The sequence below is a fragment of the Actinocrinis sp. genome, assembly GCF_035650855.1.
GTDB lineage: Bacteria > Actinomycetota > Actinomycetes > Streptomycetales > Catenulisporaceae > Actinocrinis.
Window position 1 is genome coordinate 16,796 of the sequence record NZ_DASRGV010000290.1, and the last position, 25,388, is coordinate 42,183.

21 protein-coding genes are annotated in these 25,388 nt (G+C 69.8%); 13 read left to right on the plus strand and 8 right to left on the minus strand.

Features of this window, described 5'->3' with window-relative positions:
* The first annotated feature begins 25 nt into the window (after positions 1 to 25).
* Positions 26 to 550: a DinB family protein gene (locus VFB40_RS20845; RefSeq protein WP_324853220.1), complete on the plus strand. Its 525-nt coding sequence runs from the start codon at positions 26 to 28 to the stop codon at positions 548 to 550.
* Between the two features lie 131 nt (positions 551 to 681).
* Here the strand turns inward: VFB40_RS20845 and VFB40_RS20850 are convergent, their stop codons facing one another.
* Together VFB40_RS20850 and VFB40_RS20855 are read right to left on the minus strand one after the other, a co-directional pair.
* The gene (locus VFB40_RS20850) at positions 682 to 1,797 is read right to left on the minus strand and encodes a glycoside hydrolase family 19 protein (RefSeq protein WP_324853221.1); all 1,116 of its coding nucleotides are present in this window, start codon (positions 1,795 to 1,797) and stop codon (positions 682 to 684) included.
* Positions 1,798 to 2,002: 205 nt separating this feature from the next.
* Positions 2,003 to 2,644, minus strand: coding sequence for a TetR/AcrR family transcriptional regulator (locus VFB40_RS20855; protein WP_324840180.1), 642 nt, complete (start codon positions 2,642 to 2,644; stop codon positions 2,003 to 2,005).
* 106 nt (positions 2,645 to 2,750) lie between these two features.
* On the opposite strand from VFB40_RS20855, the gene VFB40_RS20860 reads away from it, so the two are divergent.
* The 4 genes from VFB40_RS20860 (at position 2,751) to VFB40_RS20875 (ending at position 6,451) form a co-directional block, all read left to right on the plus strand.
* Positions 2,751 to 3,902, plus strand: coding sequence for an acyl-CoA dehydrogenase family protein (locus VFB40_RS20860; protein WP_324853223.1), 1,152 nt, complete (start codon positions 2,751 to 2,753; stop codon positions 3,900 to 3,902).
* 98 nt (positions 3,903 to 4,000) lie between these two features.
* Positions 4,001 to 5,188, plus strand: a complete 1,188-nt coding sequence (locus VFB40_RS20865; protein ID WP_324853226.1) for a thiolase family protein — start codon at positions 4,001 to 4,003, stop codon at positions 5,186 to 5,188.
* A 52-nt stretch (positions 5,189 to 5,240) separates the two neighbouring features.
* The gene (locus VFB40_RS20870; RefSeq protein WP_324853229.1) at positions 5,241 to 6,002 is read left to right on the plus strand and encodes a glucose 1-dehydrogenase; all 762 of its coding nucleotides are present in this window, start codon (positions 5,241 to 5,243) and stop codon (positions 6,000 to 6,002) included.
* Positions 5,999 to 6,451, plus strand: coding sequence for a MaoC family dehydratase (locus tag VFB40_RS20875; RefSeq protein WP_324853231.1), 453 nt, complete (start codon positions 5,999 to 6,001; stop codon positions 6,449 to 6,451). Before VFB40_RS20870 ends, VFB40_RS20875 begins: the two co-directional genes overlap by 4 nt.
* 73 nt (positions 6,452 to 6,524) lie before the next feature.
* Here VFB40_RS20875 and VFB40_RS20880 read toward each other — a convergent pair whose 3' ends face one another.
* On the minus strand, positions 6,525 to 8,978 hold the full coding sequence (locus VFB40_RS20880; RefSeq protein ID WP_324853233.1) for a beta-glucosidase: 2,454 nt from the start codon (positions 8,976 to 8,978) through the stop codon (positions 6,525 to 6,527).
* A 460-nt stretch (positions 8,979 to 9,438) separates the two neighbouring features.
* Between VFB40_RS20880 and VFB40_RS20885 the strand changes: the two genes are divergently transcribed.
* The 8 genes from VFB40_RS20885 (at position 9,439) to VFB40_RS20920 (ending at position 19,102) form a co-directional block, all read left to right on the plus strand.
* Positions 9,439 to 11,127 (plus strand): type 2 periplasmic-binding domain-containing protein, encoded by a 1,689-nt coding sequence (locus VFB40_RS20885; RefSeq protein ID WP_324853235.1) that lies wholly within the window; start codon positions 9,439 to 9,441, stop codon positions 11,125 to 11,127.
* Positions 11,128 to 11,345: 218 nt separating this feature from the next.
* The gene (locus VFB40_RS20890; RefSeq protein WP_324853237.1) at positions 11,346 to 12,401 is read left to right on the plus strand and encodes an ABC transporter permease; all 1,056 of its coding nucleotides are present in this window, start codon (positions 11,346 to 11,348) and stop codon (positions 12,399 to 12,401) included.
* Entirely contained in the window at positions 12,398 to 13,366 is a 969-nt protein-coding gene (locus VFB40_RS20895; protein ID WP_324853239.1) for a carbohydrate ABC transporter permease, read from the plus strand. Before VFB40_RS20890 ends, VFB40_RS20895 begins: the two co-directional genes overlap by 4 nt.
* A gap of 88 nt (positions 13,367 to 13,454) precedes the next feature.
* Entirely contained in the window at positions 13,455 to 15,716 is a 2,262-nt protein-coding gene (locus tag VFB40_RS20900; RefSeq protein WP_324853241.1) for a xyloglucanase, read from the plus strand.
* Positions 15,717 to 15,750: 34 nt separating this feature from the next.
* A complete protein-coding gene (locus VFB40_RS20905) occupies positions 15,751 to 17,643 on the plus strand; it encodes a beta-galactosidase (RefSeq protein ID WP_324853243.1) in 1,893 nt (630 codons plus the stop codon).
* Positions 17,644 to 17,717: 74 nt separating this feature from the next.
* Positions 17,718 to 18,257, plus strand: a complete 540-nt coding sequence (locus VFB40_RS20910) for a GNAT family N-acetyltransferase (RefSeq protein ID WP_324853245.1) — start codon at positions 17,718 to 17,720, stop codon at positions 18,255 to 18,257.
* Positions 18,254 to 18,673: a helix-turn-helix domain-containing protein gene (locus VFB40_RS20915; RefSeq protein WP_324853246.1), complete on the plus strand. Its 420-nt coding sequence runs from the start codon at positions 18,254 to 18,256 to the stop codon at positions 18,671 to 18,673. The genes VFB40_RS20910 and VFB40_RS20915 overlap by 4 nt, the downstream gene beginning before the upstream one ends.
* A 9-nt stretch (positions 18,674 to 18,682) precedes the next feature.
* Positions 18,683 to 19,102: a VOC family protein gene (locus VFB40_RS20920; RefSeq protein ID WP_324853248.1), complete on the plus strand. Its 420-nt coding sequence runs from the start codon at positions 18,683 to 18,685 to the stop codon at positions 19,100 to 19,102.
* A gap of 8 nt (positions 19,103 to 19,110) precedes the next feature.
* On the opposite strand, the gene VFB40_RS20925 is transcribed toward VFB40_RS20920, so the two are convergent.
* From VFB40_RS20925 to metG, 5 genes are all read right to left on the minus strand, one after another.
* Positions 19,111 to 20,073, minus strand: coding sequence for a 4-(cytidine 5'-diphospho)-2-C-methyl-D-erythritol kinase (locus VFB40_RS20925; protein ID WP_324853250.1), 963 nt, complete (start codon positions 20,071 to 20,073; stop codon positions 19,111 to 19,113).
* Positions 20,074 to 20,078: 5 nt separating this feature from the next.
* Positions 20,079 to 21,080, minus strand: a complete 1,002-nt coding sequence (locus VFB40_RS20930) for a ribosomal RNA small subunit methyltransferase A (RefSeq protein WP_349261571.1) — start codon at positions 21,078 to 21,080, stop codon at positions 20,079 to 20,081.
* Positions 21,077 to 22,867 carry a resuscitation-promoting factor gene (locus VFB40_RS20935; protein ID WP_324853254.1) on the minus strand — a complete coding sequence of 597 codons (1,791 nt, stop codon included), beginning with the start codon at positions 22,865 to 22,867 and terminating at the stop codon, positions 21,077 to 21,079. The genes VFB40_RS20930 and VFB40_RS20935 overlap by 4 nt, the downstream gene beginning before the upstream one ends.
* 365 nt (positions 22,868 to 23,232) lie before the next feature.
* Positions 23,233 to 24,126 carry a TatD family hydrolase gene (locus tag VFB40_RS20940; protein WP_324853256.1) on the minus strand — a complete coding sequence of 298 codons (894 nt, stop codon included), beginning with the start codon at positions 24,124 to 24,126 and terminating at the stop codon, positions 23,233 to 23,235.
* A partial coding sequence (metG, locus tag VFB40_RS20945) for a methionine--tRNA ligase (RefSeq protein WP_324853258.1) occupies positions 24,123 to 25,388 on the minus strand: 1,266 nt, incomplete at its 5' end. The genes metG and VFB40_RS20940, both read right to left, overlap by 4 nt.

The window sequence follows — 25,388 nt, forward strand, 5'->3', positions numbered from 1 at the left end:
CCGCACAGCGAAAGGGCAATCCGCCATGCAGCAGCAAGCAACGGAGCAGGAAGAAGAACGCTGCGAGGAGTGCGGCTTCGTCTATCACCTCGACCACGCCGGCGCGGCGATCCGGATCCTTCCCGAGCTCGCCGGGGAGATGGCGCAGCTGCTGCGCAGCGAAGGGGCCGACCTGCGCGGCCGGCGGCAGCCGGAGGTCTGGTCGCCGCTGGAGTACGGATGCCATCTGCGTGACGTGCTCCTGGTCCAGCGGGAGCGGGTGCTGCTGGCGCGGCGCGCCGACCGGCCCGAGTTCACGTCGATGGGCCGGGACGAGCGGGTGGAGCACGACGGCTACGCGTCGCAGCAGCCTGAGGACGTCGCCCGGCAGCTGCTGGACGCCGGATTGATGTTCGTCGGCGTGCTCAGCCACCTGAGTCCCGCCGACTGGGAGCGCGAGGCGCTTTATCCGTTCCCTGCGCCGACGCCGCGCACGCTCGCATGGGTCGCGGTGCACACCGTGCACGAGGCGCGACACCATCTGATGGACGTGCGTCGGCAGCTCGGCTGAGCCAGGGTATTGACTGAGTCGGGCCGACCGGCTCTGCGGCAGGAACGGCGCGATCGCGTGGACCGGAAGGGTGATCCGGGCCACGCGATCGCGCCGTTCTGGGTGTTTCGCGGGCGCTCGCCCTCAGGCGGTCAGCAGGTCAGGTTGGATCCGGCCGGCACGCCCAGGATCTGGACGAACTGCTCGTAGTCGTTGACCCGGTCCTGCATCTCGGCGGTGTTGCCGCCGTTGCACTCGATGCCGCCGTTGATCGCGCGGATGGTCTGGCCGAAGCCCGCACCGTTGACCATCGCGTCGTGCGACGTCATCGAGCCGGAGCCGGTCTGGGTGTTCCAGTACCAGAGCCCTGTCTTCCACGAGGTGGCCGCGTCCGTCGCCACCAGGCTCGGGTTGTCCAGCAGGTCGATGCCGAGCGCGTCGCCGGCGGCCTTGTAGTTGAAGTTCCAGCTCAGCTGGATCGGACCGCGGCCGTAGTAGGCGTAGGTGCCGGCCGGGCAGCCGTAGGGCTCACTCGCGCAGTAGTCGCCCGACTGGTCGATCTCGTTGATGTAGACCAGGCCGCCGGTCTCGTGGTCCACATTGGCCAGGAAGGCCGCGGCCTCCTGCCTCTGCACCGTGCTGCTGCCGGTGGTGGCGAACGCGGGGTACGCGCTGAGCGCCGCGACCAGGCCGCTGTAGGTGTAGAAGGAGTTCCGGTTCGGGAACATCTGGTCGAACTGGGCCTCGCTGACGACGAAGCCTGACGAACCGCCACCGCCGCCGGTTCCGCCACCGCCTCCGCCGCTGGAGCCGGAGCAGCTGTACGGGCTCCAGAACCAGGTGCTGATGGTCGGGTCGTAGCCCGGGTTGTCGTGCGTGGCCTGATAGTACTGGCCGTTCGGCGGATAGAGGACGATCGCGCCGGTCGTGTAGTTGGTACCCGCGGTCCACACCGTGTAGGTGCAGCCCCCGGTTCCGCCACCGCCGCCACCGGTCCCGCCTCCGCCGCTGCCGCCGCACGGGCCCTGGTCGGACCACACGCCCGCGGCGCCGCCGGGCGTATCGCCCTGCGTCCACCACTTGGCGGTCCAGTTGTCGCCGTTGTAAGAGGCCTGCATTCCGCCGGTGTAGACCGCGCCGCTGCTCCAGGCGGCCGCGCAAGGGGTCGAGGCGGAGGCCGCGGTGCTGTTGAGGACCGGAACGCCGACGGCGACCGTCGCGGTGGCGGCTGCGGCGCTCAGCCAGATCAGAAATCGCTTTCTGGACACGTGCTCTCTCCTTCGTGCAGCGTGCGCTGCACTTCGTGCACGGCCCACCGACCGGGCGCCGTACGGCTCGGTCGGCCGATTACTGGTGTCGCAGGGACTAAACCGTGGCCGCACGGGCCTGTCAAGGTCTAGACCAGTAATCCCTGGTCAGCGGGGTATTGGTCTAGACCTAGTAAGGCGGCAGGCTGCCCGAGGGCGGTCGCGGTCACGCCGGGCGGGTGGCGGGCAGCGCGGCGAAGCGCAGTTCCAGCCCTGCGATGAGCGCGTCGAGCCCGGTCTCGAAGGCGCCCTCGTCGATCTCCCTGCGGCGCGACTGGAGCCGGTGCGCGTCGGACAGGTGCGGGTAGTCCGCGCCGTACAGCGCCGGATCGTCGACGAAACCGGCCGCGAAGGAACCGGTCGCCGCGCCGACCACGAAGTAGCGCATCAGGGCACCGATACGGGTCGCCTCGCGCGGCGGCCAGCCCGCTTGAACCAGCGCGCCGTACACCGCGTCGGCGAGTTTGAGCGCGTGCGGCCGGCGTCCCGGGCCGTGCGCGACGACCGGGACCAGGTTCGGGTGCTCGGCCAGGGTCTGCCGGTAGGAGACCGCCCAGGCCCGCAGCGCCTCCGGCCACGGCCGGGCGCCCAGCGGCGAGATGTCCACCTGTGCGGTCACCGCGTCGGCCACGGCTTCGAGCAGGTCGTCTTTCGTCGCGAAGTGGTTGTACAGGGACGGCCCGCTCACGCCGAGCTCCAGCGCCAGCCTGCGGGTGGAGAGCGCGGCCAGGCCCTCCGCGTCGACCAGCGCGATCGCCGCGGCCACGATGCGGTCGCGGCTGAGCAGCGGCGACCTGGGCCTGGCCATGGTGACGCACCTCGCTCTTCCGGGACGGGCGTGCGGTGGGTTACAGTCAACCAAAACTAGCACTGTAAGTTTTTTGTGGCGACGAGAAGGCAAGGCGGTGCGGCCCATGGATCTCTCGCTCGACGAGGAGCACGCGGCGCTGCGGCGGCTGGCCGCGGACTTCACCGACCGGGAGATCGTCCCGCACGCCGCCGAGTGGGACCGGGCCGAGTCCGTGGACCGCGGCATCATCAAGCGGCTGGGCGCGCTCGGGCTGCTCGGCCTGACCATCCCCGAGGAGTACGGCGGCTCCGGCGGCGACCACTTCGCCTACGTACTGGCGCTGGAGGAACTCGGCCGCGGCGACTCCGCGGTGCGCGGCATCGTCTCGGTCTCGCTCGGCCTGGTGGCCAAGTCGATCAACGCGCACGGCACCGAGGAGCAAAAGCGCGCCTGGCTGCCGCGAGTGTGCTCCGGCGACGCGCTCGCCTGCTTCGCGCTGACCGAACCGGACACGGGTTCGGACGCCGCGAACCTGACGATGCGCGCGGTACGCGACGGCTCGGACTGGCTGCTGACCGGCTCGAAGATGTTCATCACCAACGGGACGTGGGCCGATGTCGGCCTCGTCTTCGCGCGGTCGGGGGAGCCGGGGCATCGCGGCATCACCGCGTACCTGGTGCCGCTGGACGCCGAGGGCGTCGAGCGCCGGGAGATCCACGGCAAGCTCGGGCTGCGCGGCCAGGCTACGGCCCAGCTCACCTTCGACGGCGTGCGAGTGCCGGACGCCGCGCGGCTCGGCGCGGAGGGCAAGGGATTCACGGTCGCCATGTCCGCGCTGGCCAAGGGGCGCATGTCGGTCGCGGCCGGCTGCGTCGGCATCGCGGAGGCGGCGCTGCGGCACGCGGTGCGCCACGCGACCGAACGGGTGCAGTTCGGAAAGCCGATCGCGCACCGGCAACTGGTGCAGGAGCTGATCGCAGCCATCGCCACGGATGTGGACGCGTCGCGGCTGCTGGTCTGGCGGGTCGCGGACCTCATCGACCGCGGCCAGGAGTTCGCCCGCGAGTCCTCGATGGCCAAGCTGTTCGCGAGCGAGGCTGCGGTGCGGGCTGCGAACAATGCCCTTCAGGTCTTCGGCGGCTACGGCTACATCGACGAGTACCCGGTCGGCAAGCTCGTGCGCGACGCCCGCGTGATGACCCTGTACGAGGGCACCAGCGAGTTGCAGAAGCTGCTGATCGCGCGGGCGCACACCGGCGTCAACGCGATCGCGTGACGGCATGACGGTGCGGTGAACAAGACAGCGCGGTGCATCAAGACAGCGCGGCGGCAGGGTCGGGAAGCACGTCGGACGAGGAGCGTGGAGTAAGAGCTATGAGAACCGTGTACGTGGCCGCCGCGAGGCGCACGCCGATCGGCAGGCTGCGCGGCGCCCTCGCTTCGGTGCGGCCGGACGACTTGGCCGCGACCGTCATCAAAGACCTGATCTCGGGGCTGCCGGGCCTGGACCCCGCGCGCATTGACGACGTCTACTGGGGCGCGGCGAACCAGGCGGGCGAGGACAACCGGAACGTCGCGCGGATGGCGGTGCTGCTGGCCGGGCTGCCGGAGTCGGTGCCCGGCGCGACGCTCAACCGGCTGTGCGCCTCCGGCCTTGAGGCGTTCACCGTCGCGGCCCGGACCATCGCCGCGGGTGAAGCAGACATCGTACTCGCCGGCGGCTCGGAGTCGATGACACGCGCCCCGTTCGTGCTTCCCCGGCCGGATGACGCGCTGCCGCACAAGATGGAGCTGGCCGACACCCGGCTCGGCTGGCGGCTCGTCAACCCGCTGATGAGCGAGCTGCACGGCCTGCTGGCGATGGGCGAGACGGCCGAGGAGGTCGCCGCCCGCCACGGCATCGGCCGCGAGCGGCAGGACGAGTTCGCGCTGCGCAGCCACCAGAAGGCCGCCGCGGCCCGTGACGCCGGCCGCTTCAAGGACGAACTGGTCGAGGTGCACCTACCGCAGGGCGCCGTGGTCGACACCGACGAGGGCATCAGGTCGGACACCAGCCTGGAGAAGCTCGCGGGGCTCAAGCCGGTGTTCCGCAAGGGCGGCAGCGTCACGGCGGGGAACTCGTCGCCGCTCAACGACGGGGCGGCGGGCTTGGTCCTGGTCTCCGAACAGGGCCTCGCCGAGCTGGGCGTCGAGCCGCTGGCCCGATACGTCGCGGGCGCCTCGGCCGGCGTGCACCCGGATGTCATGGGCGTCGGCCCGATTCCGGCGACGCAGAAGGTGCTCGGACGCAGCGGCTGGAGCGTCGCAGACCTCGATACCGCCGAGCTGAACGAGGCCTTCGCCGCGCAGTCGCTCGCGGTCATCGACGGGATCGGCATCGAGCCCGAGATCGTCAACCCGGACGGCGGCGCGATCGCGCTCGGGCACCCGCTCGGCTGCTCGGGCGCGCGCATCGTGACCACGCTGGTGCACCGGATGCGGCGCGAAGGGCACCGGCGCGGCCTGGCCACGATGTGCGTCGGGGTCGGGCAGGGGACGGCGGTACTGCTGGAAGCGCCGTGATCGGCGAACGTCTTTCGGTCGGAACACAGAAGAGCGGATGAGGAGTAGCAGGATGAGTCGCTTCGAGGGCAAGGTCGCGATCGTGACCGGTGCGGCGCAAGGCATCGGCGCGGCGATCGCGCGCCGGCTGGCGAATGAGGGCGCGAAGGTCGGCGTCGTGGACCTGACCGCCGACCGGGCGCAGGGCACCGTCGATCAGATCGTCAAGGACGGCGGCGAGGCCTTCGCGGTCGGCGCGGACGTGTCGAAGACCGCTGACGTGCAGGCCGCGGTCGCCGCCGTGGTCGAGGAGTTCGGGCGCATCGACATCCTGGTCAACAACGCCGGGATCACCCGCGACAACCTGCTGTTCAAGATGAGCGACGAGGACTGGGACTCGGTCATCGCGGTCAACCTGCGCAGCGCCTTCCTCATGTCCCGCGAGTGCCAGAAGCACTTCGTGGCGCAGAAGTACGGCAAGATCGTCTCGCTCTCCTCCCGCTCCGCGCTGGGCAACCGCGGCCAGGCCAACTACTCCGCCTCCAAGGCCGGGATCATGGGCCTGACTTCCACGCTGGCGATCGAGCTCGGGCCGTTCGGCGTCAACGTCAACGCGGTCGCGCCCGGCTACATCGCCACCGACATGACCGACGCCACCGCGCGCCGGGTCGGCTTCGAGCCGGAGAAGTTCCGCGAGGCCGCCGCGCAGATGACGCCGGTGCGCCGGGTCGGCACCCCGGAGGACATCGCCGCGGCGGTCGCGTTCCTGGCCGCCGACGAGTCCTCGTTCATCTCCGGCCAGACCATCCAGGTCAACGGCGGGGCCGACCGGTGAAGGTGTTCGCGAGCCCGGCCGAGCTCGCGCAGGCGGTCGGCCAGGAGGTAGGCGCCAGCGCGTGGCTGGTCATCGAGCAGGACCGGATCAGCCAGTTCGCCGAGGCGACCGGCGACCACCAGTGGATCCACGTCGATGAGGCGCGCGCGAAGGAGGGGCCGTTCGGCTCGACGATCGCGCACGGATTCCTGACGCTTTCGCTGCTGCCCGCGCTGCTCGCCGAGGTATACCGGGTCGAGGGCGTACGGATGGGCATCAACTACGGCCTGAACCGGGTGCGGTTCATCAACCCGGTCCGGGTCGGCTCCTCGGTGCGCGCGGTGATGACCGTCGCCGAGGTGGATCAGCAGGCTGACTATGTCCAGGTGACGGCGAAGGCGGTCGTGGAGATTCAGGGCGCGCAGAAGCCGGCGGCGGTCGCGGAGACCGTTTCCCGGTTCTATCTCTAGTGATTCGGCTCTGCCGGAGTTTCGAAGCGGCGGCGGGCGGTCCAGCGGCGCGACGGCGCGGGTGGACCGCCTCCTAGCCGCAGAACACTGTCACGCTGGCCGGCAGGTCGGCGGAGGAACGCCCGACCGCGAACTCGAACTCGCCCGGCTCGCCGACGAAGCCGCCCTCCTGCTCCGACCAGTGCGCCAGGCGGATTCCCGGTACCTCGAAGGCGAGCGTCCTGGATTCGCCCGGCTCCAGCCGGATCCGCTCGAAGCCCTGCAGCTTGCGCAGCGGCGTGGGCACGGAGGCGTCGATCGCGTGCGAGTACAGCTGGACCACTTCGTCACCGGCCATGTCGCCCGCGTTCGTCACCGTCACCTCGACGGTCACCGTAGGCGCGCCCTCGTGTGACAGCGCGACCGTCCCGATCGGATCGCCGTACTCGAAGGTCGTGTAGGACAGGCCGTGCCCGAACGGGAACAGGTGCTTGCGCTGCGAGTACTGATACGTCCACTGCGCGCCGATGACGTCGTAGTCGCCGGGCTCGGGAAGTTCGGCGTCGGCCGAGTACCAGGTCTGCGGCACCCGTCCGGCCGGGCTGTAGGCACCGGTCAACACCTCGGCCACCGCGTTGCCCAGCTCCTGGCCGCCGTGTGAGGTCCACAGGATCGCGGGCACGTGTTCGACGGCCCAGTCGATCGCGTACGGGTAGCTGGAGACGACGACCACCACAGTGTTCGGATTCGCCTCGGCCACGGCGCGCAGCAGGGTTTCCTGAGCCGCCGGCAGCGCCAGGCCGTCGCGGTCGACCGTTTCGCGGCCGTTGATGTGCGGGTCGTTGCCCACCGCCACGATCACGCGCTCGGCCGACGACGCGGCGGCCACCGCCTCGTGCGTGCCCGAGGTCAGCAGTTCGACGCTGAAGCGAGTCGCGTCCTGCGGCGAATCGGCATCCGCGACAAGGCTTCCGGCCTCGTCTACGCGCACGTACTTGCGGCTGTGCTCGGCGTTGGAGCGCAGCAGGAACTGGCCGGCCGCCGAGGCTTCGCCGACTGTGTGCAGCTCCCACAGCTCCTTGACGAACCAGCCGTCCGGAGTCTGCGCCGCCGCCTCGACCTGGCGGTCGTGCTCGCCGGTCAGCGTCAGGTACTTGCCATTCTCGGTGGACTGGAACGTGTGCACCGGCACTGGGCACTGCACGCTCGTGCCCCAGTCGTTGTGGACGAAGGGGCCGAACTCCCGCTCCCCGGCGCGCAGCTTGACCACGTCGGCCCCGTCCACGGCCACCACCGAGTCCGCGCCGAACCGGGTGCGCAGCCCGTCCGCGATGCTGACCGCGTAAGGGAGCGTGCCGCTGTACCAGTCGGCCAGCACGCGCGTGCCCAAGTGCCCGATCACCGCGACCGACTCGGGGCGCGGGTTGAGCGGCAGCGCACGATTCTCGTTCTTCAGCAGCACGATCGACGCCTTCGCGGCCTCCAGCGCCAGCGCCGCGTGCGGCTCGCAGACCACCACGTCGGCCCGGATGTCCGCGTACGGGTCGAGTTCGGGGTCGAATTCGCCGGTGCGCGCCCGCATCGCCAGCACCCGGCCGACCGCCGCGTCGATGTCCGCCTCGCTGATCAGCCCCTGCTCCAGCGCCGCGGTGAACCGTTCGATCGTCGGCTGCGCGTTCGCGTCGTTGTCGGTGTAGCTGTCCAGCCCGGCCTTGAGCGCCGCGGCGTGCGACTCGACATGCGAGGGGAAGTACTTCTCGATCTCCACGAGGTTCGACGGAGCCTGCGCGTCGGAGCAGATCACCAGCTCCGGGTTCCAGGCCCGCAGCGCTTCGGCGAGCAGCGGGTGCACGTGGTTCGGGACGCCGTTGGTCAGGTTGTAGCCCGGCATCACCCCGGCCACCACGCCTGCCTCGATCGGGCCGCGGAAGGCCGGCAGCTCGTACTCGTGCAGCACACGCGCCGGCACCCGCACGTCGATCGCGGCCCGATCGGTCTCCACGTTGTACGCCAGGAAGTGCTTGAGGACCGGCGCTGTGCGCCAGATCGTCGGGTGGTCGCCGCGCAGCCCGCGGCAGTACGCCGTCGCCATTTCCGCGGTCGCGTACGGGTCCTCGCTGTAGCCCTCCTCGTTGCGACCCCAGCGCGGATCGCGCAGCAGGTTGACCACCGGCGACCAGACATTGAGCGAGACCATCGTGTGCTTTTCGTACACGTCGCTGCCCTGCACGGCGCGCGCGTCCTGCCGGAAGGCGCGCACCTCGGTCGACACCGCCTGGCCGATCCGCCGCAGCAGTTCCCGGTCCCAGGTCGCGCCGAGCCCGACCGCCTGCGGGAACACGGTGGCCCGCCCGATCCAGGCGACCCCGTGCAGCGCCTCGCAGCCGGTGTGGAACCGGTCGAGGCCGAGCCGTTCGACCGCGGGCTGGTGCTGGTGCAGGAAGGCGATCTTCTCCGCGAGGGTCAGCTGCGCCAAGAGCACGGCAACCTTCGCGGCCGGATCGGCGACAGTCGCAGCGGGCGCGGAAGCAGCAGGCACAGCACTCACGGAAAAGACCTTCCCCACGGTTCCACGATCGAAGCGCTTCGAAAGTCCCATCCCATCAGTCCCGGTGTCAACCCCGGCACGGCCGAACGCGGCTGGTCTCTGCGCTGGTCCAGACAACTTCGCGCAGATCACAAGCGGTATCGATCGGGCTGGTCCAGGGCGGCGGGGAGGCCGCCCGCGGCCTCGAAGGACATCACTCCCGATATCGAAACGTGACCGAACACCCTTGCGTGGGCGGTGGGGCTGACCTAACCTCAACGCAATATTGAAGCGCTTCGACAGTCTCGCCACAGGGCGGTGCTCTCCCTCGGTGCGGTGACGATCCGGAGCCGCCGACTGGCAGACGCAGTCCCGCACCACGACAACTCGATACCCACCCGCCGAGGCCCGGCGCGGATCCGGTCCTTAAGATCGGATCCCCAGGACGAGGCGGAGCCACTTTTCGTCAATGGAGAGTTCAATGCCGAGCTCCAACGCCTTTACCCGCCGCGGCTTCGTCACCGCCACCGCGGGCGCCGCAGGCGCGTTAGCCCTCTCCCCGCTGCTTGCCGCGTGTGGCAATGGCTCCTCCACCGCGAAGGGGAGCACCAACACCAAGACCGGCCTGGCGGCCGCGCTGCCGACGTACAAGGCCAACTCCGCGGTCGCCCCGGACATCCCCATCGTCCAGGGCTCCGGCGGGGCGGTGACCGACGCGGGCTACCTGACCTATCCGGCGAACCCGGTCGCGACCGTGAGCGGCACCCCCGGCTCCGGCGGCACCTACAACGCGATCACGCCGCTGTGGGGCTCGATCCCCGCCGCGAACAACCCGTACTACGCGGCCGTGAACAAGGCTCTCGGCGCGACGATCAACATGCACCCGGCCAACGGCAACACCTACAACACCTCGGTCACCGCGCTGATCGCCGGCAAGAAGCTGCCGGACTGGATCCAGATGCCGACCTGGTGGAACTCGGCCTTCACCGTCGGCGAACTGACCGCGACCCAGCTGGCCGACCTGACCCCGTACCTGGCCGGGGACAAGATCCTGCAGTACCCGAACCTGGCCGCCATCCCCACCGCGGCCTGGACCGCCGGAGTGTGGAACAACAAGCTCTACGGCATCCCGTCCTTCGCCAGTGGCGCGGCCTTCGCGGGCGCGTTCTTCTACCGCAAGGACATCCTCGTCGACAAGATGGGCCTGAGCGGCGACGTGAAGTCGATCGCCGACTTCGAGGCGCTGATGAAGGAGTGCAAGCAGGCCAACGGCGGCATCGGCGCCTGCGACGACCTGTGGCCGTACACGTACCAGCCCTTCGGCGTCCACTCGAAGTTCGAGGTACAGAGCGGCAAGCTGGTGCACATGTACGACACGCCGCAGTACCTTGAGGCGCTGAACTGGAACTACAAGGTCGCCAAGGCCGGCTATATCCACCCCGACGCGCTCGCGGGCGACACCAGCAACGCCAACACCCGGTTCTACTCGGGCAAGACCATCCTCGGCTCCGGCGGCACCGGCGCCTGGAACCTGATGGACGCCCAGTCCGGCATCGCCGCCAACCCCAAGTACAACCGGCAGGCCTTCAAGGTCTTCTCGGCCGACGGCACCACGACGCCGAGCATCTTCGTCGGCTCCGGCGCGAGCATCATGAGCTACCTGAACAAGAGCCTGACCCCGGCGCAGATCAAGGAATGCCTCTCGATCGCGAACTTCCTCGCGGCGCCGTACGGCTCCAAGGAGTACACGCTGATCAACTTCGGCGCCGAGGGCGTGGACTTCACGATGACCTCCGCCGGGCCCACGTACACCGACAAGGGCAAGACCGAGGCGAACCAGGACACCTACCAGTTCCTCGCCGCTCCGCCGAGCGTCGTGTCGAATCCCGGCATGGACCAGGTGACCAAGGACTTCTGCGCCTGGCAGGCCGACGCGGTCAAGCACGCCTACAAGCCGGTGTTCGACAACGCCAACATCCAGGTTCCGGCCCGGCTGGCGGCGGCCGACACCGCCCAGGCGGTCGAGGACACGGTCAAGGAGGTCTACCACGGCCTCAAGCCGGTCTCCGCGTTCCAGGACGCCGTCACCACCTGGAAGAAGAACGGCGGCACCGAATTGATCAACTGGTACCAGACCAACGTGTACGACAAATACGGCTCGATGCAGTAACTCGCGCGCCGCGCGAGTTCGCCGGGCGCGCCGCGGCGTCGCCCGGCGCCGGGCCGAATGCATTGTTGGTTCGGTTCCACGATCGGTCGGATTCACGGTTGGTCCAGCTCACAGACTCCGGTTCCGTGTCGCGTACGGCGCACGCGGCGCGGAACCGGCTCCAGCGGTCACGCCGGACGAGCACCAGGTAGCAGACGGCACGAGTGAGGAGTCAGCCGGTGGCGGCGATCACGACAGGCGGCGGGGGACCGGAGCGCGCGAGCGCGCTCGCGGCCGATGCCGCCCGGACCGGCGCGCTCGCGGCCGGTCCCGACCTTGATCTCGGCGTACCCGAGGACAGCGGGTTCCGGCCGGCCCCACGCCGCCGGATGACCTGGCGCTCCCGGCTGCGCAGGGACAAGACGCTGCTGCTGATGACGCTGCCGGCGATCGCCCTCGTGATCGTCTTCAACTACCTGCCGATGTTCGGCGTGATCACCTCCTTCGAGTTCTACGATCCGCTGGTCGGCGTCGTGCACAGCCAGTTCATCGGCCTGGACAACTTCCGCCAGCTGTTCGGCGACCCGCTGTTCTGGAAGGCGGTGGAGAACACCCTGGCGATCAGCGCCGTGCAGCTGATCCTCTACTTCCCGGTGCCGATCGTGCTGGCGCTGCTGCTGAACACGGTGATCAGCAACAAGGTGCGGGCCTTCGTCTCCGCCGTGGTCTACCTGCCGCACTTCTTCTCCTGGGTGCTGGTGGTCTCGATCTTCCTGCAGATGCTCGGCGGCGCCGGCCTGCTCAACACCTTCCTGATCCACCACCACATCACGCCGTGGAACGTGATGACCGACCCGGGCACCTTCAAGCTGCTGGTGACCTCCCAGGCGGTGTGGAAGGAGGCCGGCTGGGGACTGATCGTGTTCCTGGCCGCGCTGGCCGCGATCGACCCCACGCTCTACGAGGCGGCCGCGGCCGACGGCGCCGGGCGCTGGCGGCGGATGTGGCACATCACGCTGCCCGGCATGAAGGGCGTCATCATCCTGATGCTGGTGCTGCGCCTCGGCAACGCGCTGACCGTCGGCTTCGAGCAGATGCTGATCCAGCGCGACGCGGTCGGCCACGAGTCCGCGGACGTGCTGGACACCTTCGCCTTCTACTACGGCATCGGCACCAACAACTACGGCTACGGCGCAGCGGCCGGCCTGTTCAAGAGCGTGATCTCGCTGCTGCTCATCTACGGCGCGAACCGGCTCGCGCACGCCTTCGGTGAGGATGGGTTGTACCGCAAATGACCGAGTTGGGTATCGAAGGCGCGCTCGCTCCCAGGGCGCTGGTCAACACGCCGCCACGCAAGCGGGCCAAGGGCCGTCCGGTCTGGGAGGAGCCGCCCACCAAGGCCGGGCAGTTCGGCAAGGGCACCGTCATCGCCGTCGTGCTGGCGGTGGTCCTGGTCCCGCTGTACTGCGTCGTGCTCACCAGCCTCTCCACCCAGGGGGCGATCAACCGGGCCGGCGGCCTGGTGCTGGTGCCGCACGGGCTGACCTTCGACGCGTACCGGCAGGTCTTCGAGAACAGCACGGTCACCCGTGCGCTGGAAGTCACCTTCGGCATCACCATCGTCGGCACCGCCATCTCGATGCTGGTCTCGGTCCTGTGCGCCTACGGCCTGTCCCGCTACCGCTCCTTCGGGCATCGCACGATCCTGATGACGCTGATCATCACGATGTTCGTCAGCGGCGGCCTGATCCCGACCTTCATCGTGGTCAGCGAGCTCGGCGGCTACGACCAGTACTGGGCGCTGATCCTGCCCAACGCGGTCAGCGTGTTCAACATCCTGGTGCTGCGCTCGTTCTTCGCCGGCACCGCGGTCGACCTGATCGACGCGGCGCGCCTCGACGGCGCGGGCGAGTGGCGCATCCTCTGGTCGGTGGTGCTGCCCACCTCGCGCGCGGTGACCGCGGTGATCACCCTGTTCTACGCGGTCGGCTACTGGAACACCTTCTTCGGCGCGATGCTCTACATGCCCGCCGACCAGCAGAAGTGGCCGATCCAGTACGTTCTCTACCAGTACGTAAACCTCGGCATGACCATGCCCGGCGTCGCGAACAGCGGCTACGGCGGAATCCACCAGCAGAGCTCCCCGCTCTCGCTGTCCATGGCGGTCGTCGTGCTCACCGTGCTGCCGATCGTGATCGTGTACCCCTTCGTACAGAAGCATTTCGCCAAGGGCATGCTCACCGGCGCGATCAAGGGCTAGCCGGCCGCTTCCCACCTTTTCCCAGTCTTCCGCCAGGCGGGCGCCGCACTCGCCCGCCCGGCGGAGCTCATCCCGCGAGGACACTCCCATGCGTCACGCAACGAAGAGGACACTGCTGTCCGCGGCCGCCTGCTCGGCGCTGCTGGCCGGTTCGCTGGCCGCCGCCCCCGCGGCGCTGGCCGCCGGCTCGCCTTCCGGGCTGGGCTTCGGCCCGGCACCGCACTGGAGCAACGTCAAGATCGGCGCCGGCGGCTTCATCACCGGCGTCGTCTACAACCCGACCCAGCCGGGACTGGCTTATCTGCGCACCGACATCGGCGGGCTGTACCGCTGGGACGCGTTCAGCCGGAACTGGATACCGCTGCTGGACTGGACCGGCTTCAACGACTGGAACCAGCTCGGCGTCGAGTCCGTGGCCACCTCTCCGCTGCACCCGAACCGGGTGTGGGCCGCGGTCGGTGAGTACGCGGACAGCTGGAACTCGGCGAACAAGGGCGCGATCCTGCGCTCCGACGACTACGGCGCGCACTGGAAGACCACACAGCTGCCGATCCTGCTCGGCGCCAACGATCAGGGCCGCGACTCCGGCGAGCGGCTGGCCGTGGACCCGAACGACGACGACATCCTGTACTTCGCCTCGCGCAACGACGGGCTGTGGAAGTCCACCGACGGCGGGGCGACCTGGGCGCAGGACACCGCGTTCCCCGACCTAGGCTCGAACTCCACCAGCGGCCTGCAGTTCGTGACCTTCGACCAGACCGAGAAGCACCGGCGCGGCACCCCGACCCGGCACATCGTGGTCGGGGACGCGGACAAGAGCGCGCTGTATGAGACCACCGACGGCGGGCAGACCTGGTCCGCGGTCGCCGGAGGACCCGGCACGATCCCGATCAAGGCGCAGTTCGCCGCGAACGGGTCGCTGTACGTGGTCTACGACCAGATCACCGGCCCGTATTGGATGGGCACCGGCAAGCTGTACAAGTTCGCGAAGGGGGCCACGGCAGCAGCGGTCACCTCCCCGACCGATGTCTCTCCGCCGCCCTCGTACAACTGGTACGGCTACGACGGCCTCGCGGTCGACCCGGAGAATCCGAATACTGTCATCGTTTCCACCAACGACCGGTGGAATCCGATCGACACCCTCTACCGGTCCACCGACGGCGGCGCCACCTGGCAGGACGTGTCCGCGTCGACGTCGCTCGACATCTCCGATTCGCCTTATCTGGCCTGGGGAGCGACGCCGAAGTTCGGCTGGTGGATCGGCGCCGTGGCGATCGACCCCTTCGACTCCAACCACGTCGTCTACGGCACCGGCGCGACCCTCTACGGCACCTACAACCTCGGCGCGATGGACAGCGGCGGCACAGTCACCTTCTCCTCCAAAGCCGCGCGCGGCATCGAGGAGACCGCGATCAACGATCTGCTGGTGCCGCGCGGGACCAGCTCCTGCAAGCTGATCAGCGCGGTCGGCGACCTCGGCGGGTTCTGCCACACCTCGCTGACCAAGTCCCCCGCGACCGGCATGTCCGCCAACCCGATCCTCAGCTCCGGCACCGGCCTGGCCCAGTCCGCGGACGGCTCGCTGATCGCCCGCGTCGGGTACGGCAGCAACAACCAGTTCGGCGCGTACTCCACCGACGGCGGCAGCACGTGGACCCCGTTCACCAAGCCGGCGACCACCACCAGCGGCGGCGGGAAGGTCGCCGTCTCGGCCGACGGAAAGACGATCGTATGGTCAGCTGGTGACACGTCCAATGCCGGCTCCGGCACCTCGTACTCGACCGACGACGGGCAGACCTGGACCGCCGTGAGCGGCCTGCCCGCCGGGCTGACCCCGGTGGCCGACGCAGTCGACTCCGCCGTCTTCTACGCGATCGACGGCACCAACGGCACGTTCTACAAGTCCACCGACGGCGGCCACACCTTCACCAGTACCGTGACCTCCTTCTCCGGCGGCAACAACACGCAGGTGAAGGCGACGCCGGGCAAGGCCGGCGAGCTGTGGCTGTCAGGACTCGACGACGGACTGTTCCACTCGGCCGACGGCGGCGCGACCTGGACCAAGGTCAGCTCCGCGAGCTCGTCGTACACGCTGGGCTTCGGCAAGGCCGCGCCCTGGTCGAAGTACCTGACGCTCTACCAGGTCGGCGTGGTCGGCGGGGTCACCGGAGTCTTCATGTCCACCGACGACGCGGCGTCCTGGCACCGGATCAACAGCGACGCGCAGAACTGGGGCTGGACCGGTCAGGCGATCACCGGCGACCCGAACGACTTCGGCCGCGTCTACCTGGCCACCAACGGCCGTGGGATTCAGACCGTCGACGTCGCCCCGTTCGGCCTCTCCTTCTAACCCGCCCGCCCGCATCTCAGACCGGGAACCGCTCATGTCCTCCTCCTTCACCGACCGCATCCTGTTCGGCGGCGACTACAACCCCGAGCAGTGGCCGCGCAAGGTCTGGGAGGAGGACATGGCCCTGATGCGGCAAGCCGGGGTGAACCTGGCCACGGTCGGGGTGTTCTCCTGGGCGATGCTCGAACCGACGCCGGGCGTATACGAGTTCGGATGGCTCGACGAGGTGCTGGACCTGTTGCACGCCAACGGGATCGGTGTCGCACTCGCCACGCCGACCGCCTCCACGCCGCCGTGGATGAATCACCGGTGGCCCGAGACGCTGCCGCAGAACCCTGACGGCACGATCCGCACCTACGGCTCGCGCAACGCCTACTGCCCATCCTCCCCGGTCTACCGCGAGTTCGCCGACAAGATCAGCGAGGCGCTGGCCGCGCGGTACGCGCATCACCCGGCGCTGCGGATGTGGCATATCGGCAACGAGTTCGGCACGGTCTGCCACTGCGACCGCTGCGCCGCGCGTTTTCGCACCTGGCTCCAGGTCCGCTACGGCGACCTCGACGGCCTCAACGAGGCCTGGGGGACCGCGTTCTGGTCGCAGCGCTACAGCGAATGGGCCGAGGTGATCCCGCCCCGCCAGGTGCAGTACGTGATCAACCCGACCCAGGACCTTGACTACCAGCGTTTCGTCTCGGACCTGCTGCTCGGCGGCTTCGTCGCGGAACGCGACATCGTGCGCGCGCACAATCCGGCGATCCCGGTGACCACCAATTTCATGGGCTTCTTCAAGGGCACCGACTCCTGGCGGTGGGCGCGCGAGGAGGACCTTGTCTCGGTCGACATCTATCCCGATCCGAACGACCCTGACGCGGCCCGCGACGGTGCCATGGCCCACGATCTGACGCGCAGCCTCGGCGGCGGCAAGCCGTGGCTGCTGATGGAGCAGTCGCCGGCCGGCGCCGGGTGGCGTCACGTCGCGACGCCCAAGCGGCCCGGCCTCAACCGGCTGTGGTCCATGCAGGCGGTCGCCCGCGGCGCCGACGGCGTGCTGCACTTCCAGTGGCGCGCCTCGATGCAGGGAGCGGAGCGCACGCACGGCGCGATGGTGCCGCATGCGGGTCCTGATTCGCGCGTCTTCCGCGAGGTCTGCCAACTCGGCGAGCAACTCGCGCGGCTCGGTGACGTGATCGGCACGCGGGTGACCGCGGAGGTGGCGGTCCTGCACGACTGGGACGCCTGGCGTGCGGTCGAACTGGACCATCAACCGCACAGCGGATTCCGCTACCTCGACCGGATGCGGGAGTACTACACGCCGCTGTGGCGCGCGAATATCACCGCCGACTTCGCGCATCCCGAGGCGGATCTGAGTACTTACAAGCTCGTCGTCGTGCCCAACCTCTATCAGGTCACTGACGTCGCGGCGGCCAACCTGGTGCGCTACGTCGAGCGCGGCGGGCACCTCGTCATGGGCCCCTTCTCCGGAGTGTCAGACCCCGACGAGCGCATCAGGCTGGGCGGGCATCCGGTCCCGTTCCGCGAGCTGCTGGGTCTGCGTATCGAGGAGTACTGGCCGCTGCCCGACGAACCGCTCACTCTGGAATCGGCCGAACTCGGCGACTTCACGGCCGCGACCTGGGCCGAGTGGCTGACCGCCGAGGGCGCGACCGCGGTCGCCACCTTCACCAGCGGCCCGCTCTCCGGCATCCCAGCTGTCCTGCGCAACGCCTACGGCGAGGGCACGGCCTGGTACGTCGCCACCCTTCCCGAGCCCGCCGCCCTGGCCCGCATCCTCGCCTCGGCCTGCGCGGCGGCCGGTGCCGAGCCGGTACTCGCCGGTCTTCCGCCGCGCGTCGAGGCGATTCGCCGCGGCGACAAGGTCTTCCTGCTCAACCACGAGGACGAGTCCGTCGAGATCCGCGACCTCTAGCAGAGATCAGCAGCAAGCGGTCGCCAGCCGGCAGCCGGTGCGCGGCTGTCAGACCCTCCCGCAACCATGGACGTATGCACCTGCGCGATGTGGAACTCTCCGACGTTGACGCCTACATCCGGATGCGCTGCGATCCGGTGATGATGGCCGAACTCGGCGGTCCGCTACCGCCCGAGGGCATGGCGGAGAAGGTCCGGCGGGATGTGGAGACCGTGGCGTCAGGCCGGGGCTGGATCAAGATGATCATCCCGGACGAGGCCGCGCCGCACGTGGTGGCCGGCAATGTCGTGCTCTGGTCGCACGAAGACGAGGAACCCGACTGCGCCGACCCGGCGCCTGCCGTGTTCTGCGAGATCGGCTGGATGGTGCTGCCCGAGTTCCAGGGGCGCGGCCTGGCGAAGCTGGCGGTGCGGGAACTGCTGCGCCTCGCCCACGAGGACGGCCGCTGGGGCCGCATCCACGCCTTCCCCGGCGCGACCAACGGCCCGTCCAACGGGATCTGCCGCTCGCTCGGTTTCACTTTGGACGGAAAGCGCGACGTGACCTTCGCCGGCCGGGTCCTGCACACCAATCACTGGAGTATCGACCCGGCCGATGCGATCCTGGTCAGGTGACTGTGGAGGAACTCGTCCGGCTGCGCAAGGCCCGCGACCAGATGGACCGCGACTACGCGCAGCCCCTCGACGTGGCCGCGCTGGCCCGCACCGCGTACATGTCGGCCGGGCACTTCTCCCGCAGCTTCCGCGCGGCGTTCGGCGAGACGCCGTACAGCTATCTGATGACCCGGCGGATCGAACGCGCGAAGGCGCTGCTGCGGCGCGGGGACCTGTCCGTCACCGAGGTGTGCTTCGAGGTCGGCTGCACCTCGCTGGGCTCGTTCAGCAGCCGCTTCACCGAACTGGTCGGCGAGAGTCCGACGTCGTACCGCAGCCGCTCGCATGAGGAGAGCGCGGTCATCCCGCCCTGCTACGCCAAGATCGTGACCCGCCCGCTGCGCGATGCGCGGGCGAAGGACCTCCCGCGGTCGTAGCGTGTAGCCATGGACCTCAAGCTCTCGCACTGCTTCATCTCGGTGGACGATCACGACAAGGCGCTCGCCTTCTACCAGGACGTGCTCGGCCTCGAGGTGCGCAACGACGTCAAGTACGAGGGGATGCGCTGGATCTCGGTCGGGTCAGCCGCGCAGCCCGAGGTGAACATCGTGCTCGAGCCGCCGGGCGTGGACCCGAACGCGACCGCGGCCGACCGGCAGGCGCTGATCGAGCTCCAGGCCAAGGGCCTGCTGCGCGGCGTGAACTTCGCCACCGACGACGTCGACGCGCTGTTCGAGCGGGTCGCCGCCTCCGGCGCCGACGTGCTGCAAGAACCGATGGACCAGCCCTACGGCGTGCGGGACTGCGCGTTCCGCGACCCGGCGGGCAACGCGTTGCGGTTCAGCCAGGTGCGGGCCAGGAAGTAGCCGGACTCCTAACGCACGTTCGAGACCAACGCCCCGGAGACCGGGCCCCGGGCCCGGCGGACCGCGCGGCACAGGCCGCTCGAGCGCAGCTGCTCCTCGACCTCGGCCGCGCTGACCGGCCCGTCCACCAGGAAGACCGTGGTCGGCCCGGAACCCGACACCAGCGCGCCCGCGGCGCCCGCGGCGCGCCCGATGTCGAGCAGCTCGCCGATCTCGGGCAGCAGCTCGATCGCGGCCGGCTGCAGGTCGTTGTAGAGCGCCGCGCCGATCCGGTCGGCGTCGCCGGAGCGCAGCGTGGCCATCAGGTCCGGGTGCACGCCAGGCTCCGGGATCTCGCGCCGGTCCCGGCGGCGCTGCAGGTCGCAGGTCTCGAACACCTTGGGCGTGGACAGGCCGCCGTCGTAGACCGCGATCACCCACTCCAGGCCGGCCGCCGCGAGCACCGGGGAGATGTGCTCGCCGCGCCCGGTGCCGATCGCCGTGCCGCCGTGCAGCGCGAAGGGCACGTCGCTGCCCAGGCTCGCGGCCAGGTCGTGCAGCTCGTCGCGGCGCAGCCCGGTGCCCCAGAGCCGGTCGCAGGCCACCAGCGCGGCCGCCGCGTCCGCGGAGCCGCCCGCCATGCCGCCGGCCACCGGGATGTCCTTGCGGATCGTCAGCCGCACGTCCGGCTCCACCCGCGCGTGCTCGGCCAGCAGCAGCGCCGCCTGCCAGGCCAGGTTGCGCTCGTCGTCGGGCACCCCGCTCACGTCCGAGTCGCGGCGCAGCGGCTCGACGGTCAGCGAAAGGCCGCGCGAGGCGCGCGCCACGATCTCGTCGTAGAGCGAGACCGCGTGAAAGACGGTCACCAGCTCGTGGTAGCCGTCGGGGCGCAGTGGTCCCACCGAGAGCGAGAGGTTGATCTTCGCGGGGACCCGGACGGTGACCGCTTCGGGACGGAAGGGCCCGTCATCCCAGTCTTCCAGCGCGGTCACTCCAGTCAGCTCCCATCCAGCCCCGGCTCGCGCCCGGGGTCCGCCGCGTCGGCGTTCGCGGCCTCGGCAATCGCAGCGTACTGGTCCACGGTGAGCGCTTCGCCGCGCGCCGTCGGGTCGACCCCCGCGCGGCGCAGGATCTCCTCCGCCCGCGGGGCCGATCCGGCCCAGCCGGCCAGCGCGGCGCGCAGGGTCTTGCGGCGCTGCGCGAAGGCCGCGTCCACCACCGCGAACACCTCCTTGCGACTCGCCCGCGTCGTCGGCGGTTGCCTGCGTTCCAGCGCTACCAGACCGGACTCGACATGCGGGGCCGGCCAGAACACGTTCTTACCGATAGAACCGGCCCGGCGTACAGAGGCGTACCAGCGGGCCTTGACACTCGGTACCCCGTATACCCGGCCGCCGGGCTCGGCCGCCAGCCGGTCGGCGACTTCCGCCTGCACCATGACGAGCACCCGTTCGAGTGACGGGAACCGTTCGAGCATGTGCAGCAGCACCGGCACGGCCACGTTGTACGGCAGGTTCGCGACCAGCGCGGTCGGGGGAGGGCCGGGCAGTTCCGTGATGCGCATCGCGTCGGCTTGGACGAGCGTGAAGCGCGGGAGCGCCGGGTCGTCGGAGGCGGCTGCTGAAGAGTCGTCAGGGCCCGTCGCGGAATCCGCCGCGCCGCCGGGGCCGGAAAGCGCCTCGGGAAAGCGCTCGGCAACCGTCTGCGGCAAGGCGCCGGCGAGCACCGGGTCGATCTCCACCGCGACCACGCGGCGGGCCGCGCCGAGCAGCCCGAGCGTCAGCGAGCCGAGCCCGGGGCCCACCTCCACGACCACGTCGTCAGGCCGCACGTCCGCGGCCCGCACGATGCGGCGGATGGTGTTCGGGTCGATGACGAAGTTCTGGCCGAGTTGCTTGGTCGGCCGCACGCCGAGCCGCTCGGCCAGCGCGCGTACGTCGGCGGGGCCGAGCAGCCCGGGCGCACTCGCCGCCGGGCGCTCGCCCCCGCCATCGCTCAGCTGAACAGGAAGTGGCCGCACACCGGCCATTGTCCAGCACCGGACCGCTGGTAGAGCAATTCGGCCCGGGTGGTCTGCTCCGACGCCGAGGCGTTCGACGGCAGTCCGGAGCCGCCCAGCGAGTCCCAGGTCGAGACAGAGAACTGGTAGAGCCCGTAGTACGTGCCGCTCGGGTCCACCGCGTGCGGGTTGCCGCCCGACTCGCAGTTGGCCAGCGCCGCCCAGTTCAGCCCGGAGGCGCTGCTCGGCAGCGCCTTGGTGCCGACCTTCTCCACCTCGGCCACCGGCTGCTTGGTGACCACCCTGGAGACCTCCTTCGGGGCCTGCTTGACCCCGTTGATGATCTGCAGCGCGTAGGTCACCTTCGCGACGCCGTTCTGGCCGGGCGTCACGACCGTGGTCGTGCCGACGTAGCTGCTCGGGTCGTCCTGCTTGGTGACGGTGTAGGGCAGCGAGACTTCCTTGACCTCGGTCGTGCCGGTGATCCGCAGGATCGAGATGGTCTCGCCGTCGGTCGGCAGCGAGCCCATCGGGACCGAGGCGGTGTCCTGGTTGCCCAGCGTTATCCCGGCGTCGCCCATCGCCGCCTGCACGGTGGCCGCGGTCGTGTCGATCTGGTCGGTCTTGCCGTCCACCAGGAAGGTCACGTGCCGCATCGTGAAGACCGCGAAGTCGCGGCCGGAGCGGCTGATCGGCGTGCCCGGGTCGACCGACACGAAGCGGGCGCCCTGGATCCGGATGCCCAGCTCCTGCATCGCGCCGCCGACGGTGGGCGCGTGTACCCACACGTGCTCGGGGGTGCCGTTGACCGTCACGTTTATCGGACGACCGTACTTGACCGTGATCGTGGAGTTGTCCGCCAGCGCGGCGGACGGCGCGGGGGTGACCAGGTCGTGGCTGCCGGTGGTGATGCTGTCCGAGCTCAGCGCGGCGCCCACGGTGGCGGCGAAGGAGTGGATCTGGCGCGTCGAGCCGTCCACCGAGACGGTGACCGTCTTCTCGAAGGCCACGTACGCGGTCACGCCGCCGAGCAGCGCCGCGAGCACCAGGCCCTGCACCGCGCGCCCGGCCCAGCCGATCTTCCGGCGCCCGGACAGCGGCTGCCGCTGCGCGCCGCCGCGGGTGCGCAGGCTCTCCGGCTGCCGCTGGCCGGGAAGGTCGAGATCGGTGGCGGGCGTGAAGGCCGCCGCCCCGAGCCCCGCTTCGGTGTCGAGGTCCGACTCGGGACCGTCGAGTTCCGGCAGGCGCGGCTTGGTCAGCAGGCGCGTGCGTCCGCGTTCGGGCTCCGGCTCGCCATAGCCTCCGTCGCCTTCGTAGCCGCCGGCGTGGCCCGCGTATCCGGCGTCGTCGCTGAAGCGCTGCGTGTCATACGCGTGCGCCGGGTAGTCATCGCCCACGTATGCGGGGGCGGGAAAGTCGGGCGCGGCGTAGTCGGCCGGGTAGTCGCCGCCGTAGCCGTAGGGCTCGCCCGCGTAGGACGCGGCAGCGTACGAGTCCGCCTCGTACACGTCCGCGTTGTAGGACTCGCTGCGGTACTCCGCCTCGTAGTCGACTGAGCCGTAGTCAGCCGCGTTGTAACCCTCCGCGGCATACGGGTCCGCATACTCGGCGGCGCCGTCCGCGTACGGGGCGTAAGGCTCGCCGTGTGCAGTCGGTTGGTCGTCGGCCGCGTCGGTGTTGAACGGGGGCGAATACCGCGCGGGACCGGTGAAGGAGGACGGCCAAGCGGAGGCGCCTTGGATCGGGCCGCCGCCACCCGTGCCCCGGGTCGAGCGTGATCCGCTCACTACACTCCAGACCTCGCAGGTTCCGGCCACGGACTCCGCGACGCCCGGGAAAGCGGCGGGGGAGTGAACCGATCCGGCTACCGAGCAAGGGACTCTATTCCACTCCCGTTCATGGTCGCCATAGCCCCTTTCGGTCCCCTGGCCAAATCTGATGTCCAGTTAGTCCTATTTGCGGACCGAGCTTTATGGTGATTTGACCTGGATTGCAGCGCAGGATTTGTGGTCTTCGTCACCGAAGCGCTCGATTGGCGTAGTGCGAAATGGCTACGGCAAATGGTTACCGAAGCGTGGCAGTGCTCTGCGAAAAATGGCCGGGTGGGGGCACGCACCGTCCGCGCCGATCGACGCAGCGTCAGGAAAACCCGTCAGCGCAGCCCGAACACCCGGCGCGTATTGGCGTCGATCGCCGCGCAGAGCTCCGCGACGTCCATCCCGCGCGTCTCAGCCATCGATCGCACTGTGTGCGGGATCAGATACGGTGCGTTCGGGCGTCCGCGGTACGGCACGGGCGTGAGAAACGGTGCGTCCGTCTCGACCAGGATCAGATCCGGCGGCGCGACCCGCAGGGCCTCGCGCAGCGCCTCGTTCGCCTTGAAGGTGACCGGCCCGGCGAACGACATGACGTAGCCGCGCTCGGCGCAGATCTTCGCCATCGCCGCGTCGCCGGAGTAGCAGTGGAAGACGACTCGCTCCGGCGCGCCTTCCTCCTCCAGGATCCGCAGCACGTCCTCGTGCGCGTCGCGGTCGTGGATCACCAGGGCCTTGCCGTGCCGCTTGGCGATCTCGATGTGCCGGCGGAAGGACTCCTGCTGCGCGGCCACGCCCTCCGGTCCGGTCCGGAAGTAGTCGAGGCCGGTCTCGCCGACCCCGACCACGTGCGGCAGCGCCGCGAGTTCGTCGATGCGGGCCAGCGCCGCCTCCAGTGCCGCCGAGCCGCCGGGTGCCCGGTGCTGCCGGCTCCAGCCGTCGACGTCCCCCAGGACCAGACGTGGTCCCTCGTTCGGGTGTAGCGCCACGGTCGGGTGAATCTCCGGGTGCTGCTGCGCCGTCTGCACCGCCCATTCGGAGGACGGCACGTCGCAACCGACCTGAATCAGCGTCGTCACATTGACCGACACGGACATCCGCAGCGACTCCTCGACGCTGCGCTCCTGCATGTCGAGATGCGTGTGGCTGTCAGCCACCGGCAACGGCAACGCCTCGGGCGCGGGAGGAGGAACGTCCTGTCCCTGCGCGCCCTTACCTCCGTTGGCACTCACGCCGCCGCCGGCTCCTCCAGCCGCGGGAACAGCACGGCGCCCTTGGTGATCGTGGAACCGGCCGGCAGCAGACCCCAGCGGCCCGCGTCCTGTACGACCTGCTCGGCCAGCGCGCCCAGCGAGGCCTGCGCGCCCAGCGAATCCCACAGCGCGGCCGAGGACTTCGGCATCACCGGGTTCAGCAGCACCGCCACCGCCCGCAGCGACTCGGCCGCCGTGTACAGGATCGTGGCCAGCCGTGCCTTCGACGCCGCGTCTTCGCCCTTGGCCACCTTCCACGGCTCCTGCTCGGTGAGGTAGCCGTTGACCAGCTTGATGAAGTCGAACACCGCTGCGATGCCGCCCTGGAAGTCCAGCGCGCAGACCTTCTCGTCCGCGCTCGCCACGGTCGCCGCCAGCGCGTCCACGATCGCCTGCTCGGCCGGGCCGTGGTCGGTCGCCTCCGGCAGCACTCCGCCGAAGTACTTGCCGACCATCGCGGCCACCCGCGAGGCCAGGTTGCCGTAGTCGTTGGCCAGCTCCGAGGTGTACCGCGCGGACATGTCCTCCCAGGAGAACGAGCCGTCCTGGCCGAACGGAATGGCGCGCATGAAGTAGTACCGGAACGCGTCCGAGCCGAAGTGGTCGGTGATCTGGTGCGGGGCGATGCCGGTCAGCTTCGACTTCGACATCTTCTCGCCGCCGACCAGCAGCCAGCCGTGCCCGAACACCTGCTTGGGCAGCGGCAGCCCCGCGGCCAGCAGCATGGCCGGCCAGATCACCGCGTGGAACCGCAGGATGTCCTTGCCCACCAGGTGGTAGTCGACGGGCCAGAAGCGATCGAAGCGCGCGGGATCGGCGCCGTAGCCGACTGCGGTGCAGTAGTTGAACAGCGCGTCGAACCACACGTAGGTGACGTGCTTCGGGTCCCACGGCAGCGGGATGCCCCAGGTGATCGACGTGCGGCTCATCGAGAAGTCGCGCAGGCCGCCGCGGATGAAGCCGAGCACCTCGTTGCGCCGCGACTCGGGCTGCACCGCGCGCGGGTGTGCGGCGTAGTGCTCGAGCAGCCGGTCCTCGAACGCCGACAGCTTGAAGAAGTAGTTCTCCTCGGTGACGCGCTCGACCGGCCGGCCGTGGATCGGGCAGCAGCCGTCGACGAGCTCCTCTTCGGTGTAGTACGCCTCGCAGGCGACGCAGTAGAGGCCTTCGTACGTGCCGAGCTCGATGTAGCCGTTGTCGTACACGACCTGCAGGAACTGCTGCACCGCTTCGTAGTGGCG